Origin of the sequence: Agrobacterium radiobacter, from assembly GCF_040801995.1 — a bacterium.
Taxonomy (GTDB): Bacteria; Pseudomonadota; Alphaproteobacteria; order Rhizobiales; family Rhizobiaceae; genus Agrobacterium; species Agrobacterium radiobacter.
The window spans coordinates 297,849-314,076 of sequence record NZ_JBEGHX010000003.1 but is presented as its reverse complement, the minus strand read 5'-3'; the positions used below and the strand labels follow the sequence as shown (position 1 = coordinate 314,076).

Annotated in this window: 15 protein-coding genes and 2 pseudogenes; 7 read left to right on the top strand and 10 right to left on the bottom strand. The window is 58.1% G+C overall.

From position 1 onward, the window contains the following. Window positions 1-433 precede the first annotated feature (433 nt). Both MRBLRC7O_RS25070 and MRBLRC7O_RS25065 read left to right on the top strand, forming a co-directional pair. Entirely contained in the window at window positions 434-910 is a 477-nt protein-coding gene (locus MRBLRC7O_RS25070) for an Hsp20 family protein (protein WP_020808184.1), read from the top strand. A gap of 69 nt (window positions 911-979) precedes the next feature. Further along, on the top strand, window positions 980-1,279 hold the full coding sequence (locus MRBLRC7O_RS25065) for a DUF982 domain-containing protein (protein WP_020808185.1): 300 nt from the start codon (window positions 980-982) through the stop codon (window positions 1,277-1,279). A 71-nt stretch (window positions 1,280-1,350) separates the two neighbouring features. Here the strand turns inward: MRBLRC7O_RS25065 and MRBLRC7O_RS25060 are convergent, their stop codons facing one another. The 9 genes from MRBLRC7O_RS25060 to MRBLRC7O_RS25020 form a co-directional block, all read right to left on the bottom strand. After that, window positions 1,351-2,190, bottom strand: coding sequence for a MurR/RpiR family transcriptional regulator (locus MRBLRC7O_RS25060; RefSeq protein ID WP_112540363.1), 840 nt, complete (start codon window positions 2,188-2,190; stop codon window positions 1,351-1,353). 101 nt (window positions 2,191-2,291) lie between these two features. Further along, the gene (locus MRBLRC7O_RS25055; RefSeq protein ID WP_112540365.1) at window positions 2,292-2,969 is read right to left on the bottom strand and encodes an aspartate/glutamate racemase family protein; all 678 of its coding nucleotides are present in this window, start codon (window positions 2,967-2,969) and stop codon (window positions 2,292-2,294) included. A gap of 72 nt (window positions 2,970-3,041) precedes the next feature. Then, the gene (locus MRBLRC7O_RS25050) at window positions 3,042-4,013 is read right to left on the bottom strand and encodes an ABC transporter ATP-binding protein (RefSeq protein WP_020808188.1); all 972 of its coding nucleotides are present in this window, start codon (window positions 4,011-4,013) and stop codon (window positions 3,042-3,044) included. Then, window positions 4,010-5,071 carry an ABC transporter ATP-binding protein gene (locus MRBLRC7O_RS25045; RefSeq protein ID WP_080865380.1) on the bottom strand — a complete coding sequence of 354 codons (1,062 nt, stop codon included), beginning with the start codon at window positions 5,069-5,071 and terminating at the stop codon, window positions 4,010-4,012. The genes MRBLRC7O_RS25050 and MRBLRC7O_RS25045 overlap by 4 nt, the downstream gene beginning before the upstream one ends. Next, window positions 5,068-5,958, bottom strand: coding sequence for an ABC transporter permease (locus tag MRBLRC7O_RS25040; protein WP_087747324.1), 891 nt, complete (start codon window positions 5,956-5,958; stop codon window positions 5,068-5,070). The genes MRBLRC7O_RS25045 and MRBLRC7O_RS25040 overlap by 4 nt, the downstream gene beginning before the upstream one ends. A 2-nt stretch (window positions 5,959-5,960) precedes the next feature. Then, window positions 5,961-6,914, bottom strand: coding sequence for an ABC transporter permease (locus tag MRBLRC7O_RS25035; RefSeq protein WP_020808191.1), 954 nt, complete (start codon window positions 6,912-6,914; stop codon window positions 5,961-5,963). A gap of 76 nt (window positions 6,915-6,990) precedes the next feature. Further along, window positions 6,991-8,553 (bottom strand): ABC transporter substrate-binding protein, encoded by a 1,563-nt coding sequence (locus MRBLRC7O_RS25030; RefSeq protein WP_223568952.1) that lies wholly within the window; start codon window positions 8,551-8,553, stop codon window positions 6,991-6,993. Window positions 8,554-9,038: 485 nt separating this feature from the next. Further along, a complete protein-coding gene (locus tag MRBLRC7O_RS25025) occupies window positions 9,039-9,371 on the bottom strand; it encodes a hypothetical protein (RefSeq protein WP_236731855.1) in 333 nt (110 codons plus the stop codon). 305 nt (window positions 9,372-9,676) lie between these two features. Then, window positions 9,677-10,603: a DMT family transporter gene (locus MRBLRC7O_RS25020; protein ID WP_367727730.1), complete on the bottom strand. Its 927-nt coding sequence runs from the start codon at window positions 10,601-10,603 to the stop codon at window positions 9,677-9,679. Between the two features lie 63 nt (window positions 10,604-10,666). Between MRBLRC7O_RS25020 and MRBLRC7O_RS25015 the strand changes: the two genes are divergently transcribed. The 4 genes and pseudogenes from MRBLRC7O_RS25015 (at window position 10,667) to MRBLRC7O_RS25000 (ending at window position 13,342) form a co-directional block, all read left to right on the top strand. After that, entirely contained in the window at window positions 10,667-11,248 is a 582-nt protein-coding gene (locus tag MRBLRC7O_RS25015; RefSeq protein ID WP_087747326.1) for a TetR/AcrR family transcriptional regulator, read from the top strand. A gap of 269 nt (window positions 11,249-11,517) precedes the next feature. Next, a pseudogene (locus tag MRBLRC7O_RS25010) lies at window positions 11,518-11,640 on the top strand (transposase domain-containing protein); the annotation flags it as partial. Window positions 11,641-11,837: 197 nt separating this feature from the next. Continuing rightward, window positions 11,838-12,883 (top strand): annotated as a pseudogene (locus MRBLRC7O_RS25005) (sensor histidine kinase). Window positions 12,884-12,949: 66 nt separating this feature from the next. Further along, a complete protein-coding gene (locus tag MRBLRC7O_RS25000) occupies window positions 12,950-13,342 on the top strand; it encodes a response regulator (RefSeq protein ID WP_020808197.1) in 393 nt (130 codons plus the stop codon). Window positions 13,343-13,502: 160 nt separating this feature from the next. Here MRBLRC7O_RS25000 and MRBLRC7O_RS24995 read toward each other — a convergent pair whose 3' ends face one another. After that, a complete protein-coding gene (locus tag MRBLRC7O_RS24995) occupies window positions 13,503-15,050 on the bottom strand; it encodes an MFS transporter (protein WP_174035390.1) in 1,548 nt (515 codons plus the stop codon). Window positions 15,051-15,180: 130 nt separating this feature from the next. Between MRBLRC7O_RS24995 and MRBLRC7O_RS24990 the strand changes: the two genes are divergently transcribed. Next, on the top strand, window positions 15,181-16,077 hold the full coding sequence (locus MRBLRC7O_RS24990; RefSeq protein WP_020808198.1) for a LysR family transcriptional regulator: 897 nt from the start codon (window positions 15,181-15,183) through the stop codon (window positions 16,075-16,077). Window positions 16,078-16,228: the final 151 nt, after the last annotated feature.

The window sequence follows — 16,228 nt, the reverse complement described above, 5'->3', positions numbered from 1 at the left end:
GCGGAGGCTCTGAGGTCGCGATCACGGCCGTCCTCAGGCCGCTCTTGGTGTTTCAGTATCCCGATGATCTGCTCGTCCGTGAACCGTGCATGCTCCATTCCGTCCGTCTCACTGATACGACGGGCTCTACCAACACCTGGAAGAAGTTAAGTGTCCCAGATTACCGCGCGCCGGCGCTTCGATTCTACGCCATTCCCTCTCTTGGGAACGGAAACCTCACAGCCCGTTGGCCGCTAGTCGTCATTTTTCGAGCGCTTTATGACGCCGAGATGCGCGCTCATTCGCCCGGCTCGGATTTTTTTATGTTCCCTCTTGAACAACCGGATCTGAAAACCAAATCGTTATGCGCCGGTTGCTGAAAGTTGGACCGGCCGAATGGAGGCGCTGTCTTACGGTGCTTCCATGCCCATGTTGCTTCAAGGAGAATATGGCTATGACGACCTCTTTTGACTATGCACCGTTATTCCGGTCGACGATCGGTTTCGACAGGGTGTTCAATCTGCTTGAAAATGCACAGCGCGCGCGCCAGCTCAACGACTGGCCGCCCTACGACATTCTAAAGACTGGCGAAGAAACCTACAGCATCGCACTTGCGGTAGCCGGTTTTTCACCCGATGAGCTCGAAATTACCTTTCAGTCAAATCTCTTGAAGGTCAGCGGGAGGAGGCAGGAAAACGCCGGGAACGGCTATCTGCACCGCGGCATCGCAGGCCGTCCGTTCGAGCATCGCTTTGAGCTTGCCGACCATGTCAGGGTCAGCAGCGCCGATCTCCGAAACGGTCTCCTGACAATCAGTCTTGTCAGGGAGATACCGGAAGCGCTCAAGCCGCGAAAAATCGAGATCCGAGCGGACTCACCCGCGCTTGCATCGCCTGCATCAGTCCAGATCGACGCGCAGGAGGCAGCTTAAACGGACCTTGTCCAGGAGACCCGCTCAGACGGCTCTCCATAATGTGTCAGGATTGGGAAGGAGAGAAAAATGAAACCAGGAATGTTTCATGAACCGGTCACCGTTCTTGTGGGGCTGGGTTTTCCGGTCGAGATACGCGGGGTGACGGAGGCGTACCGGCATCTGTGCGAGTGGCCGCAGGCCCTCAGAGACAGAGCGCACGCTGTCGCTGTCAACGCGTGCCGGGCAGCGTTGTCCGATGAAATTGAAGCCGAGACCGCGCGGAGCCTTTTTGTCGCTTTTGCCGAGAAACATGACCTACTTGCCCCTGACTGCAATTCTCTTGTTGCATTCAGGAAGCCTCGCGACAAAAATCCAAACGTGCGGTAGGTGGCGACGCCACCGACCAAGTCGGTGACGGATAGCCACGCCTGTTCGATCTGTGCCAAGCGGCAAGTCACTCACAGTTCGTCCAGTGTTTCGTTAAGGGCCTCTATATTGCGCAGGCGGGTGCGACCGGTCGCCCCCGCCTTTTCAAGGCAACGGGTTATGAGAAGATGGCAGAGAGCCATCACCGCCGTATGATTAAAGAGCGGTCCTGGCGCGAGCGTCTGGCACTGAAAGTGCCACGTCGCCTTCGTCTCAAAGGGAGCGCCCTCGTCGGTCACGTAAAGAAGCTTTGCCTTCGAGTGTCTCACCTGATCGACGATCCCATCGGATTGGCTGGTTCTTCGACGCAGTCCGAAGAAAATCACGACGTCATGTTCACCAATGCTGACCAGATGCTCGCCCATGGTCTGCCCGGCACCCGGGATAACGATAATGCTTTCGATGACCTGAGTAAGCTGCCATTGGAGATAGGCTGCAAAGGGGTAGCTGCTGCGGAAGCCTATCACCCAGACCTTGCGTGCAAGAAGTAGTGCTGTGACGGCACCGTCGATCTGGTTTTCCGAAATTCCGAAAAATGTGGCTTCGATATTGAGGAGAGCCTGTGCGACATGCGCCTTGATCGATTGTCTGGCTCCAGCATCGGCAGCCCGCGCCAGAAAGAGCCTCGAACCCGTCTGCTTCTCCGCCCTGGCGTGTCGTCTGGCTTCCTCATAATTTTCGTAGCCAAGCCGCCGGATGAAACGTGTCACGGTTGCCTTGGAAACATGCGCCAGTGCTGCAAGCTCCTGGGCAGAATAACTGGCGAGTTCGCCGGGAAAATCGCAAACGAATTCTCCAATCCGCTTTTCTGCGGGGTGAAGATCCGGCAGGGATTGCCTAACGCGGAACAGGAATGATCTTTCCTTGGGCACACGATGCTCCGGTGAAATCTCAACGCCACAATCTTCAGTCGCCCTGGTGCGGCTTGCAATAGAAAAAGCGACAGTTTGCATGACTGGCAAGCCGATATGCGTTACCGTTGCGAGGGGTTTGTCCCTCCATCAAGCTCCATTGTGCGGATGAGCAGCTCCACAGCTGACCGGATTGGTGCAATAATTGGCATGGACACGATACGCTGCAGGTTGTCAGCCGCTTGTCCCAGTGGGCCACCACCTATGATGACGACATCGGCGCCGTCTCGCTCGAAACACTCCCGAACAGCGATTTCCAGCGCTGTCTGCAATGCTGCCGGGTCTGAAGCCAGGTGCTGTGGATCTCCCCTGGTTAGTCGTGTACCGGTAAAAAGCGACACCACGCCGAGTGTTTGCGCCTTTGCAGCAAAACTGCCCACCAAATCGGGGGTCACGGTAGCGATCCCGAAACGACGATCACCGGCCGCGGCTTCCATCATGCTGGCCTCACAGATGCCGACGGTGGGAACGCCGGATGCAACAGCGAGGCGCTCCAGCCCTGGATCGCCGAAAGCGCAGACAATGAGGCCGTCGTTCCGGCGGGCCAGCTCGCGCCCTGTCTCCACGACGCTGTCGGCGGCAGCGGCCAGTTCGACGTCGTTGAGGATCATGGGTACACCATGTGCCGCGGTGTGCCCTTCGATTGCAAACCCCTCCGGAAGGTAGCTACGGGCGATATCTGTCATCATCGCGGTCGTCGCTTGCGAGGTATTCGGGTTGATCAATCCTATGCGTTTCATCGTTCCTGCATGACCACGAGGGTTTGTTTGTCCTGCTCGGTTGTTATGGGTAGCGCCTGGATTCAAGGGTGTTCAATCGGGAAAAAGGCAGGCAACACCCGCACCGCCGGAAAGCGGAAGGAGTGGCGGGATTTGCTTTTGGCAAAGATCGCTCACCTGCACGCATCGCGGCGCAAAAGCGCAACCCGGTGGCATTGCCGCCAGATCGGGTGGGGCGCCTGGAATGGTGACCAGTCGGTCGCGTCCTTCGGCCAGTTCGACGCGCGCGCCAAGCAAGCCTTTCGTATAGGGATGACGCGGATTCCGGATGATATCGCCAACCAGCCCCTCCTCGACGATACGCCCAGCATACATGACTGCAATACGGTCAGCCACCTCGGCCGCCACGCCGATGTCATGGGTGACAAAGATGACTGACAGACCATATTCCCGCTGCAGCTCGCGAATGAGCAGCAGGATCTGAATCTGGACTGTGGCATCCAGTGCTGTCGTCGGTTCGTCGGCCAATAAAACTTTGGGATTGCACGCAAGCGCCATCGCGATCATGGCGCGCTGAAGCATACCGCCCGACATTTCGTGAGGATAATTGGAAAGGCGTCGCTCTGGCGAGGGAATACGGACTTTCTGGAACAAGGCAAGCGCTCGTTCGGCAGCTAAACCGCGTGACACCTTTTCATGCCGCATGATGGTTTCCTCGATTTGCCGACCAACGGTATAGACGGGATCAAGCGCCAGACGCGGCTCCTGAAAAACCATGGAGACGACAGCCCCGCGCAGATCGGAAAGCGCACGGTTGGAAAGCGACATGATATCATGCCCGTCAACCGTCATTCCGCCTTCGATCAAGGTTCCCTTGGGGTGAAGCCGCAACAATGAGCGCATCGTCACGCTTTTGCCCGAACCGGATTCACCGAGCAGGGCGACCACTTCTCCAGGCTTCACGGAAAGGCTGACACCGTTGACGGCCTTTACCGCCTTTCCGCCACGCCGAAACGTTACCGAAAGATTGCTGATATCGATCATCGCATCATTCTGCATGGTCATGCCTCCATCATTACAGGGGCGCGGCTATGGCCGGAACCAGGTACCGCCATGAGACAGGCTGCGGCCTGATCACTGGAAATGCCGGTCAACGGTGGCAATGTCCGGTGGCAGACATCCTCCGCAAAACTGCAGCGGGTGTGGAAGCGACAACCGGAGGGCGGATCGATCGGGTTTGGCGGATCACCCGTCAACGGCGGCGCTTCGGTTCGCTCGGCCGGATCCATCTTCGGCATAGAGGCCAAAAGTGCCGCCGAATAGGGGTGAATCGTATTGCCGTAAATCGCATCGCGACTGCCCACTTCCGCTACCTTGCCGAGATACATGACCATGACCCTGTCGCACATGAAGCGCACGACATTGAGATCGTGTGAGATGAACAGATAGGTCAGGCCGAAATCGCGTTTGAGGTCGAGAAGCAGGTTGAGAACCTGCGCCTCCACAGACTTGTCGAGGGCCGAGACCGCCTCGTCCAGAATGACCAGCCTTGGCTCAAGCGCCAGCGCCCGGGCAATATTGACGCGCTGCCTCTGGCCGCCGGACAATTCATGAGGATAACGGCCTGCAAAACGCGACGGCTCCAGACCTACGCGTTGAAGCAGATCATGTGCTCTCGCAATGGCCTTTGCGGCTGGCGTTCCATGAACCTGTGGAGCAAATGCTATGGATTGCTCGATCGTCAGTCTCGGATTGAGGGAAGCATAACTATCCTGAAAAACCATCTGCACCTGACGGCGATAGGCCGAAAGCGGCAGTGCGCCTCCAACCGTTTCACCGTCGAAGAGAATTTCGCCCTGGTCCGGTTCGATCAGTTGCATCAAAAGTCGTGCCGTCGTCGACTTGCCGCAGCCGCTTTCACCGACCACACCCAACGTCTCTCCTTTCAGAATATCGAAATCGACCCCGTCTACAGCGCGCACCACTTTCTTCGGCTTGAGAAAGCCGCTGCCCTTGACCGGGAAATGCTTGAGCAGCCCGCGAGCGGAGATCAACGGCTGGGCAGGGCCACCCCGTTCACCAACAGGCAGTTCCAAAGCCGGTTTTCCAACGATGTTGATCATGACTTCACGTCCATGGCTGTGCGCAGCCCGTCTGAGAAAAGGTTGAAGCAGATCGAAGTGATGAAGATCATCGCGCCGGGCAGAGCCGCGACGAAGGGATTGGTGTAAATCGCCGTGCGCAGCGTATTGAGCATCAGCCCCCATTCTGCGTCGGGCGGGCGTACACCCAGCCCCAGGAACGACAGGCCTGATGCAAGGATCATCGACACCGAAATCAGGCTTGTGGCGAAGACAAAAATCGGGCCAAGCACGTTTCCAAGGATATGAACACGAATGATGGTGAAGGCCGGGGCACCCGATGCGCGTGCCGCATCAACGTAATCCAGCTTTCGCACCTGCGTTGTCACGCTTTCGGCGATACGGGCGATCTGCGGAATGAACACCACCGTCAAAGACACCAGCGCGTTGGTGAGGCCGGACCCAAGTGCTCCCGACAGCGCGACGGCAAGCAGAACCGACGGAAAAGCGTAGAAAACATCGACCGTGCGCATAATCAGGGTGTTGATTAAGCCGCCGGTATAACCGGCAATGATGCCGATTGCCGAGCCGATAACAAACGCGATAGGCACCGGCACGACCCCCATGATCAGCGACAGCCGTGCCCCATAGATCAAACGTGACAGCATATCGCGACCGAGTTCGTCGGTTCCGAGAATATATCCTTCCGTTCCAATCGGTTTCAGGCGGCGGATCACACTGCCCTTTGCCGGGTCGTAAGGCGCAAGATAAGGGGCGAAAATGGCAATAAGGATGAGAAGAACGAGGAGTGCCAGCGCCACCATCGCGACCGGATCGCGACTGAGACGTCTCAAAACGCCGCTCCAGAAGCCGGGAGACTTGGTAATTTTCTCGATGGGAATTTCGGACGCTATGGTGATGGCAGCCATTGTCAGCTCCTCTGGATGCGGGGATCGATGGCGCTCTGCAACACGTCGACCAAAAGATTGAGGACAACGAAGAACATCGCGAGCACCAGGATGGTGCCTTGCAGGATCGGCAAATCACGGGTGAAGATTGCACCGTTCAGAAGAAAGCCGGTACCGGGCCAGGAAAATACCGTCTCGATCAGAATTGACCCGCCGAGAAGATATCCCAGTTGCAGGCCCATGACGGAAAGTGCAGTGGGCGCGGCGTTGCGCACGACATGGCGCAGGATATGACCTCGCATCAGCCCCTTGGCCGCAAGCGCCTGGGTGAAATCCTGGGCAAGAATGTCTGCTACCAGCGAACGGATCGTGCGGGCGATAATCCCCATCGGAATGACCGACATCGTGACTGCCGGCAGAACAAGATACTGGAGATATTCCCAGCCGAAGCTTCGACCGGAAGACCCTCCAGGGCCGCCCCCCATCGCCGGCAACCAGCCCAGCGTGACCGAAAAGGTGATGACCAGCACCATGCCGAGCCAGTAATGCGGCACGCTGACGCCAAGCATCGATATTCCCGATGACAGACGATCGACCCATCCACCGCGAAAGACACCGGCAAGAAATCCCAATGTTGCTCCGCCAACAAAACCGATCACCGCCGCAGACAGGGCAAGAATGATCGAATTGATCGACGCATCAATGATATCGGCGAGAACGGGACGCCCTGTTGCTATCGACGTCCCAAGATCACCCTGCACGGCATGCCACACCCAAAGGGCATATTGCGCCGGCAAGGGACGGTCGAGGCCGTAAAACGCCCGCATCTGGGCCTGCATTTCCGCAGAGGCATCCGAGGGCAAAATCGCGGCAAGCGGATCACCAGGGGCGATATGGATCAGCATGAAGCACACAATGCTCACGCCGATCGCGACGGGAATGACATGCAACAGTCGTTTTATGGCGTAGAGCAGCATGATGTCCTCGTGAGAGTCAGATCGGGCATCGGCAATGACAGGGCGGGGTCATTCCCGCCCTGTCGCTGTGCAAAAATCAGGGATCCATGGAGATCGTCGAAAAGTCCTGGAACCAGTTCTGTGCCTGAACAAAGCCCTTGACCTTGGTGGACATGGCGCGCGGGTTGACGTCATGCGTCACCATCAGGAAGAGCGCGTCATTGACATATTTCTCATGAATCTTCTGGAGTACCTTGTCTTGCTCAGCCGCATCGAAGGTGTTGCGCACCTGACTGAACAGGGCATCCATTTCCTGGTCACAGTAAAAACCCCAGTTGGTGCCGTTTGGCGGCGCCAGATTGCACTGTGACTGGCGGATCAATGCCGTAAAAGGGTCCTGGATGAAGTAGCTGTAGTTGATGGCGCTGGCACCCTTTGCGCTCGGGTCTTTGGCACCGGCGCGCCAGATGTTGATAACCGTGTTCCAGTCGGCAACCTCATATTCGACATTGATGCCGATTTCCGACAGGGTCTGCTGGATGTATTCGTTCATGGCGAGCGGCAGCATCTGACCCGAACCGGATGAAGAGATCACAACCTTTGTGGTGATGGGCTTGTCCGGGCCGTATCCAGCTTCGGCCATCAGCTTTTTTGCTTCCTCGACATTATACTCAAGCTTGAAAGTCGGCTTGCCGAACCATTGATGCCCGGGTGGCAGATAACCCTGAGCCGGGACGGAGAGACCGCCGAGCAGTTCATTGAGGCCTTCGCGGTCAACCGCAAGGTTGGCAGCCTTGCGAACGCGGATATCGTTCCACGGTGAGCCTTCGACGCGCGACAGATGCCACGTCCAGTTATGCGGATAGGAATTGGTGACGATACTGAAACCGGCATCCTTCAAAGACTTGACCGAATCCGGCGCCGGTGCCTCGATCCAGTCCACCTGACCGGACCGCAGGGCTGCCACGCGTGTATTGGGTTCGGGAAGCGGCACAAGAACCAGCTTGTCGAGCTTCGGCACCCGCGCCTTGTCCCAATAGTCCTTGTTGGCCGTCAGCTCAGCCCGTTCACGCGGTGTAAAACCGCTTTCCATTTTCCATGGGCCTGTGCCGGAAGGCTTCTGGGCAACTGCATCCCAGTTCTTGCCTTGCGCTTCCCAATTCGCCGGGGAGGACATCAGAACCCAGCTCAACTGGTAGGGAAGTGTAGCGTCGGGGGTCTTGGTGACGATCTCTACCGTCAACGGATCGATGACCTTGTAGGAGGCAACTGCCGGAATGCGGGACTTGCCCTGTGCCGACTGGCGCTTGTCGAACTGCGGTGCATCGCTCACCAGCAACTTGTCGAGGTTCCAGACCACTGCGGCGGCATCGAATGTGCTGCCGTCATGGAATTTGACGCCATCACGCAGTTTGAACGTCCACTTTGTCTTGTCGGCGGGATCGACCTCCCAGGAGGTCGCAAGCGCCGGGATCAGTGCCGAGGGTTTGTCTGCGCTCGAGAGGTCCCATTCGATCAATGCATTGTAAAGCGTATAGCCCATGAAACGCTGGCCTTCGCCACCCTGATCCGTTTGACCTGTGGTGAGCGGTATATCGGAGGCGGTCATGCCGATACGAAGCGTCCCGGCTGCCAGGGCTTCTGACGCATTCCCCGCCATCAGCGAGACTATGGCGACGCCCGCCAGCGTTGCTATCCGCAGGCCTTTGAGCATCGGAGGCGTCTTCCCGGATATCTGCATCATGCTGTTCCCTCTTCTTGTTTGCCGCCAGGTCTCTGCCCGGCAAAAAAGAAGAAGCAGATTTCATGCCAGTTTCCGTGAAACTGGAATTTCACTTTGTTATCAGTCCCATGAAAGAGCGTAGTGCCGCGAGCCGTGAGAGACCGAACAAATGCAGTGCAAAATTTCCGGGCTACCCGTTGCAATCGTGCATCCGGGTGAGGACGACCCGCCGCTTCGAGATCGACACAAGGCGTCTGCTTCGAACGTGCTGGCCACGCGGGATCACAGTGGAGACATCACTTGCGTGCTGGCCGCACGATCGTTGCCGGGGTCGGATGGCGCGCGCTTGTCAATGTCGCATAGACGGAGATAGCGGATATTCTTTGACCAAGCCGCATGGAAGTTTCAATGGCCCCCGCCTGTCAACCATCCGCAATGCGCTCGGAGCAATCGCAGCGTCGATTGCTGAGGATGGATATTCTCGCAACGACGCTTCGTTCTTCACAATTTATGGACACTTGAGAGAAGGCGGGTGTGAAGCCATCGCCGATTGTGCCGACTTCGACAGCGCAAAGCGTGTTGCCCCCGTGTTTGCGCCCTGAGTGGGTTGACGCTTGAAATTGTTTGTTAGATGACACGAATGGCAACGCCGGAGATGCGGCGGAACCACAGGCCGGGTTTTGCGAGGAACCCGGCCGCTTCATGCTGACGCGGTAGTCGGGTGCCTTGTCGTTGTCGCGGTCGCAGGGCTTGATGGTGGCCTTGACGCTGAGTGCGAGGGTTCGGATGGTCCCGGCGAAGTTGCCGTTTTAGTCGCGGGTGAAGGTGCCGATCTGAGCCATTCTGGTATCTCCTGACTGTTTGTCTGAAGCCGCCCCTTGCGAGCCAGGGGAGAAGGTCGGCGAAGCCGTTGCAGACCAAGGCCGGCCCGGCGTCAGACCAGCCCCGAGGAGAGGCCACGTGGGTGCTTCACCGGCATTGTCGTCGGAGAACGGATGGCAGCAGACACCTTATGAGCGCCTCGGTCACAGGGAAGGGACCGACCTCATACGCGTCTCCACTAGGCTCGCAGTAGGCGCGGCAGCGTGAGGTAGCCCACCACGGCCAGCAGCACGAGCGCGCCACCAATCAGGGCCGGCGTGCCAGGTGCTTCGGCGAAGACCAGCCACACCCAAAGCGGCCCTAGAACGACGTCGAGCAAAGCTATCAGCCCCGCTTCCGCTGACGGCACATGGCGGCTGCCCAACAGGAAGAACAGATAGCTGAGGCTCTGCGTAGCCAGACTGAACAGGAAGAGAATGCCGAATTGTGGCAGGCTCGGAACGGGCAACGTCGGCAATAAGGCGAATGCTACCGCGAAGCAGGCCAGCGCACAGAGCCCGCTGGCCAGCCCCGTCACCAATGTCGCGTCGTAGCTGGTCCAGCGCCGGGCGATAACGACGGAGGCGGCAAACCCCATCGTCATCAACAGCGCAAAGCCGTTGCCGGCAATATCCGTCGCGGCGGTGGCCGAGCCAGCCATGATGATCACCCCGAGAAAGGCCACGCCGGCGGCGCAGAGCGCGCGCAGGCCGGACCGTTCGCTTAGCAGCAGGAAGGCCAGACCGGCTGCAAGGAAGGGTACGGTGGCATAGACGACCATGACGTTGGCGACGCTGGTCAGCTTCAGTGCTGCGACGTAGCTGAACATGGCCACGGCCATGACGGGTATCGCTACCGCCCCGCCGGTTCCGACGCTCCGGCGCAGTTGGAGAAGCGCTCTCCCGCGCAGCATGAAAGCCAGTGGCACCAGGGAGAGGCAGGCGAACAGCGAGCGCCAGGCCACCATGGTCCAGACGTCGAGGTCAAGCGCCCGGACAAAGAAGCCGGCGCTGCTCCACATCAGAGTCGAGGCGGTGATGAGCAGCGCCCCGTACAGCCATCGTTCCTTGTGCCGTAGAGGGCCTTCGCCCGCATCCATTCGGTCCTCACTTACACTGGCGTCCATGTTGCTCTCCTGTCATCCAGTCCGGTCTTGACCGCGCTAGACGACCGGTCTACTCTGAACTGTATGGTAGAAAACGAAACGCGTAAAGAGCTGATCAAGGTGGGGCTAAAAGCCCTGCTGGCGAACGGCTACGATGGTGTAGGTATCGGTCCGATCCTGGCCGAGGCCGGCGTGCCGAAGGGGTCCTTTTATCATTTCTTCCCCAGCAAGGAGGCATTCGCCTGTGCCGTGCTGGACGCCTATTCCGAACACTATCGCCAGACTCTGGTTATCCTTCTGACTGATCAGACGCAACGCCCTCGACAGCGGTTGGAAACTTACTTCGCCACGCTGGAGCAGGAGTTGCGTCGCGAGCAGCCGCTCGGTGGCTGCCTCTATGGCGTTGTGGCGCAGACCCTTGCCACTCGCAGCCCGGCGCTTCGCATGGCACTGCAAAAATGCTTTGCACTTTGGGAGTCCAACCTGCGCGGAGTTCTTCGCGAGGCCGAGGATGCCGATGCGCTGGCTCCTGGTGTCACGGCTGATGCGGCCGCTGCCTTCCTGATCGAAGCCTACGAAGGTGCCCTGGTCCGCATGAAGGCGGAGGACAGCTTTGCACCTTATGACAGGTTCAAAGAATATGGCCTGCGGCGGTTGTTCCGATAGGTGACGGTACTGCTTCGCCGCGCATTGTGAGAGCGTCCGCGTACAACAAAAAGACTCCAATCACATGGAACAGCTTTGAAGCCTCCAGTTGTTTCAACGAGCCGGCCTCTCCCGGTGTGAACAAACAATTCGAAGGAAAACAAAGTGCCGGCTGATCTCGCGGATCGACTGCTTCTCGCGCAGCGCCATCCGACGGATGATATTTAAAAGTCCCATGTGGATCACTCCGTTGCCCCCGTCGCTCTCCGCGTTGGGGGGAAGGTTCACATATGAACAAAGTCGATCCGCTCGAATGGCTTTCCCAGACCTTGACCCGCATCGCGAAAGGCTGGCCAGTATCCGAACTCGAGGCACTTATGCCATGGAACTTCAAGCCTGACGCCATCGGCTAACCGCTTACCAGTAAACGCCCCAATGAGCCATTGCAAATTCAGTTAAACGCGCTCAGACCCGCCCGGCAGAATTAATGCAGCTCCACGAATGATATCTGTTACAGTGCTCATGTCGGACATGGCTTTCAGCGCCTTGTCCCACACTCCTGCCGAGTCATGACTTGCGCCGTGAGTCTTCGGCCCATGAGGGCCTCATTATGTCACAGACACCGATCGTGCATTTCGAAGCGCCAAGCACACTTGCCATGGTGATGTCATCCAACGAACCGTTGCTATTCCTGTCCGATGATCTGAAGATCATCGCAGCGAGTGCATCCTTCTGCCGGGCATTCGAGATCCCCCCGGCCTCCGTAAGAGGCAAGCGTCTCGCAGAACTCGGGCACGGCGAATGGGCAATGGCCAAGCTCGAGTCCCTGTTGACGGCGACCGTCACCGGCAGTGCCAACATCGATGCCTATGAGATCGACCTGAAGCGACCGGACCAGAAAACGCGACAGTTGATTATCAACGCGCGAACGCTCGACGACGGCGACCTCGAGCATATTCGCCTGCTTGTCGCCATAACCGACGTCACCGACATGCGCGCGGAGGCTCGTCTGAAAGACGACCTGGTTCGCGACAAGGCCATCCTTCTGCAGGAGGTCCAACACCGGGTTGCCAACAGCCTGCAGATCATTGCCAGCGTGCTGATGCAAAGCGCCCGCCGCGTTCAATCGGAAGAGGCACGTGGGCAGACGCCCGCCACCGCATCATGTCGATCGCAGCGCTGCAACGACAACTTTCAACATCTGCCGGCGGAAACGTCGAGCTGCGTACCTATCTTACGCAGCTCTGCCAAAGTCTCGGTGCATCGATGATCGCGGACCCCGAGAGGTTATCGATCCGGGTGACGGTGGATGACAGCTCGGTCCCTGCAGATGTGTCCATCAGCTTGGGTCTCATCGTCACAGAACTCGTGATCAATGCCCTCAAGCACGCCTTTACCGATGAGCGAACCGGGTTGATCGAGATCGACTATCAATCCTCGGGTCAAGACTGGACGCTTTCAATTACGGATAATGGAATTGGAATGCCAGTCGGCAGCGACGCGCCTAAGGCAGGCTTGGGCACCGGCATCGTGGAAGCACTCGTGAAGAACCTCGAAGGCGAGATCACGCTGACTGACGCTGACCCGGGCACGGTGGTGACGGTCACCCGCAGGCAAACGCCCGGTCTGCTGACCGAAGTTTCGCCGGCGGCTTAAGAAACGAACCGGCCCCCGAAGCCCTGCGGCGCGTTTTTGCAGCCATACTCATACAGGGAGTGAATAATGAAGAATGGCAAACCGGTCGTCCTGATCGTGGAAGACAGTCCACTAATACGTATGAGCGCAGTCGATCTCGTCCTGTCGGCGGGTTATCAAGCGCTGGAAGCTGGCGACGCCGACGAGGCGATCCGCATCCTTGAAGCACGAGATGACATCGATCTCGTGTTTACCGATGTCCAGATGCCAGGAACGATGGACGGTATCAAGCTGTCCCACTACATCCGCGACCGATGGCCACCACTGAAGCTGATCGTCGCATCCGGTGCGGCCATTGTCGAAGAAAGCATGTTGCCGGTTGGAAGCCGCTACTTTTCGAAGCCCTATGACGACCTCACCATCACCGACGCGATGGCACGCCTGCTTGCGAGCGACAACCCGAAGGCTAGCACGATCTGAGGCAGAAACAGTTACGATCCATTTTTCGCCTCCACCGGAACTGATCAGCTTGCTCTAACGGATGTCCGCTTCTGATTAGGGGTGGCAGCAAGATGGATGACAGAAATAAAGGCGCGAAGCGGACATCCTTTCCGCTGTAGTCCGTTCGGGACAAGATAGCCTACTTCGACGAACCGCCTTCAAACCTTGCTGCCTCCTGTTGGGCCACATTACCCGTGATACCGGGACGTCTGGGCAATAGAACAGCGATCGCGATGGCACAAATCGATGTTATGGCGGCAAGCCACCAGCACAGCGTCGTGAACGCAGCCTGATAAGCATCCTGCAGATTGCTCGTTCGTATTTCCGGAGATAAAGCACCCGCCGAAACAAGGTCGCCGACGGCTAGCCGCTGTCCTATATCTTTCAAAACCTCGGACGACAGCCCCGTCGCTCGACCAAGCTCTGTCGCGACGAGCCCGGACAACGTCGCGCTAACAATCGCGAGAGCGATACCCTCTCCGGCAACCCGCACGGTGCTGAATATGCCGGTTGCCATTCCTGCGCGCTCCACGGGCACGACACTGACTGACAAGCCATCCATCAGTCCCCATGGCAGTCCAGCACCGATGCCGATCATAATCATTGGCAGAACAAGCAGACTTCCGGCGTTTCCGGCGATGTCGGCGAGCCAGACAAGGCCGGCGGCGGCGATCAGGAGACCGGTGGCAGAAAGGATGCCTGGCGATATCTGGCGGGCCAATATTGTTGCTATGAAAGGCATAATCAACATCGGGGCTGACAAGCCAAGCATCAGGACGCCCGCCGTGATCACGTCGTACTTTTCAATGCCAATGAGGCGCAGCGGGATAATGACAAGCAGAACGACGAAGCAAGCGCAGGTGGCCACAGGGAACAGTTGCACACCGATGAAACGTGGATACCGGAAGAGGGACAAGTCCAGCATCGGCCGAGGGGCCCGGATTTCAACGAGGATAAACGCTGCCAGCGAGATGACGAATCCCAAGCTCAAGATCGCAAGTTCGGCCGCGTCGAGGGAAGGCAATTCTATCATCGCGACGGTGAACAGCGTCAGCATCAGGGTGAAGCAAGCCGTGCCCATCCAGTCGAGGCGTGCCGCTTCGGGGTCGACCGTTTCGCGCATACGCGGCGGTCCGAGGACAAGCGCCAGGAGGCCGATCAGTCCTCCGGCGAGGAATATCGAGCGCCATCCCACGGTCTCGATCAGGACTCCTGTGACGAGTGGACCCAATGCAAGACCTACGCCGAACGTTGTTCCAAGCAGACCAAAGGCTCTTGTTCTGGCGTGGCCGTCGAACTCCTGGGCAAGGGCGGCAGTCCCGCCTGCCAGGGCTGCGGCTGCTCCCACACCCTGACACGCGCGGAGAGTGTCTATGAGCCAGACCGCATTCGCCAACCCAAGGGCGCATGAAAATCCGACGAAGACCAACAAGCCGGTCAGAAAGACACGACGTCTTCCAAATTTGTCGGCCAGAGCGCCTGCAGCCATGAGCAGACTGCCGAACGTCAGCATGAAAGCGTTCGTTATCCAGGTCAAAGCCTCAGGCGAGCCGCCGAGGTCTTGCGCGATTGCGGGTGTTGCGACTGCGCCAGCGGAGAAGCTGAGAGGCAACGTCAACGCTGCCAGACAAACTGCCGCCAGTACCGAGTGGCGGGAGGTCGGTGTTTTTCGGGATATATCGGTCATGGAAGCTCCAGTGCAAAAAATGCCGCGGTGATCGGGCACCGTGTTGGCCAAGCCTGCAGCAAAAGCGTATGGGTCGATAATTCCTCTTTTTGTCGTTTCATTGCGGACCAAAATTCTCTAATCTGCGTGAATGGATAAATTGAGCGAAATCGAGGCTTTCGTCCGGGTGGCGGAACGCCTGAACTTTGCCAAGGCTGGCCAGAGTCTCGGGCTATCCCCGTCTGCGGTTGGAAAAAGCGTTGGTCGACTGGAAGCCTCCCTGAATGTACGGCTTTTTCAGAGAACAACACGGCAAGTCTCGCTGACGGAAGAAGGCGCGATGTTGTTCGAGCGTTATCGAGCCATACTGGCTGACCTGCGCGACACGCATGAGGCGGTCAAGGCTGATCGCGATTCGCCAAGTGGCAGTTTGTATGTGACACTGCCAACAATCGGCTACCGCTTTCTCCTTCCTATTCTCCCCGAATTTCGCAAACGCTATCCACGTATCGATCTTGAGCTCGATTTCAATGACAGGCAGGTCAATCTGATCGAAGGTGGATTTGATGTGGCCATTCGCAGCGGTGACCTGCGCGACTCCAGCCTGATGGCCAGACGACTGGGGCCATTTCGCTTCTTGGTCTGCGGATCGCCGGATTACTTCAGGCGAATGGGAAAACCTTCACATTCCGACGATCTGCGAAAGCACGAGGCGTTACGTTTTCGGTTTCCGACATCGGGCAAGTTCCAGGAATGGCGTCTCAAAGACGGAAGCGATCGCCTGCAAAACATGTCGGTTGCGCTCACATGTGGAAACATGGAGGCGATCAGAGCCGCCGCGATTGATGGCATGGGGCTCGCATATATGCCCGAATTCCTGGCTGCCGACGCCATTCGCGATGGTCTGCTGGAAACGGTGCTGAGCGAGAGCCTGGCGGCACCTGGCCATTTCTCGATACTTTGGCCATCGGCGCGGTTCGTTGCGCCGAGGCTACGCGTCTTCATCGATTTCCTGACTGAGAGGCTGTTTGCGGAAGCTGACCCATGAGCGGCAGCCACCATGTCTCCTGTCGGCGCACAGGCGACGGGGGGCCTCGCCGCAAGCCACATCCGCTCTCCGATATGGGCCGCTTTCGCTCACATGACCTCACTGGAGGTCAGTTCCTGTAACAGGATTTTGTCGCTCCGTGGCCAAAACA

Bases quoted from the DNA above. Each gene is read 5' to 3' on its own strand.
- MRBLRC7O_RS25070 (WP_020808184.1), top strand. From the start codon at position 434: ATGACGACCTCTTTTGACTATGCACCGTTATTCCGGTCGACGATCGGT.
- MRBLRC7O_RS25065 (WP_020808185.1), top strand. From the start codon at position 980: ATGAAACCAGGAATGTTTCATGAACCGGTCACCGTTCTTGTGGGGCTG.
- MRBLRC7O_RS25055 (WP_112540365.1), bottom strand. From the start codon at position 2,969: ATGAAACGCATAGGATTGATCAACCCGAATACCTCGCAAGCGACGACC.
- MRBLRC7O_RS25050 (WP_020808188.1), bottom strand. From the start codon at position 4,013: ATGACCATGCAGAATGATGCGATGATCGATATCAGCAATCTTTCGGTA.
- MRBLRC7O_RS25045 (WP_080865380.1), bottom strand. From the start codon at position 5,071: ATGATCAACATCGTTGGAAAACCGGCTTTGGAACTGCCTGTTGGTGAA.
- MRBLRC7O_RS25040 (WP_087747324.1), bottom strand. From the start codon at position 5,958: ATGGCTGCCATCACCATAGCGTCCGAAATTCCCATCGAGAAAATTACC.
- MRBLRC7O_RS25035 (WP_020808191.1), bottom strand. From the start codon at position 6,914: ATGCTGCTCTACGCCATAAAACGACTGTTGCATGTCATTCCCGTCGCG.
- MRBLRC7O_RS25030 (WP_223568952.1), bottom strand. From the start codon at position 8,553: ATGGCGGGGAATGCGTCAGAAGCCCTGGCAGCCGGGACGCTTCGTATC.
- MRBLRC7O_RS25020 (WP_367727730.1), bottom strand. From the start codon at position 10,603: ATGGACGCCAGTGTAAGTGAGGACCGAATGGATGCGGGCGAAGGCCCT.
- MRBLRC7O_RS25015 (WP_087747326.1), top strand. From the start codon at position 10,667: ATGGTAGAAAACGAAACGCGTAAAGAGCTGATCAAGGTGGGGCTAAAA.
- MRBLRC7O_RS25000 (WP_020808197.1), top strand. From the start codon at position 12,950: ATGAAGAATGGCAAACCGGTCGTCCTGATCGTGGAAGACAGTCCACTA.
- MRBLRC7O_RS24995 (WP_174035390.1), bottom strand. From the start codon at position 15,050: ATGACCGATATATCCCGAAAAACACCGACCTCCCGCCACTCGGTACTG.
- MRBLRC7O_RS24990 (WP_020808198.1), top strand. From the start codon at position 15,181: ATGGATAAATTGAGCGAAATCGAGGCTTTCGTCCGGGTGGCGGAACGC.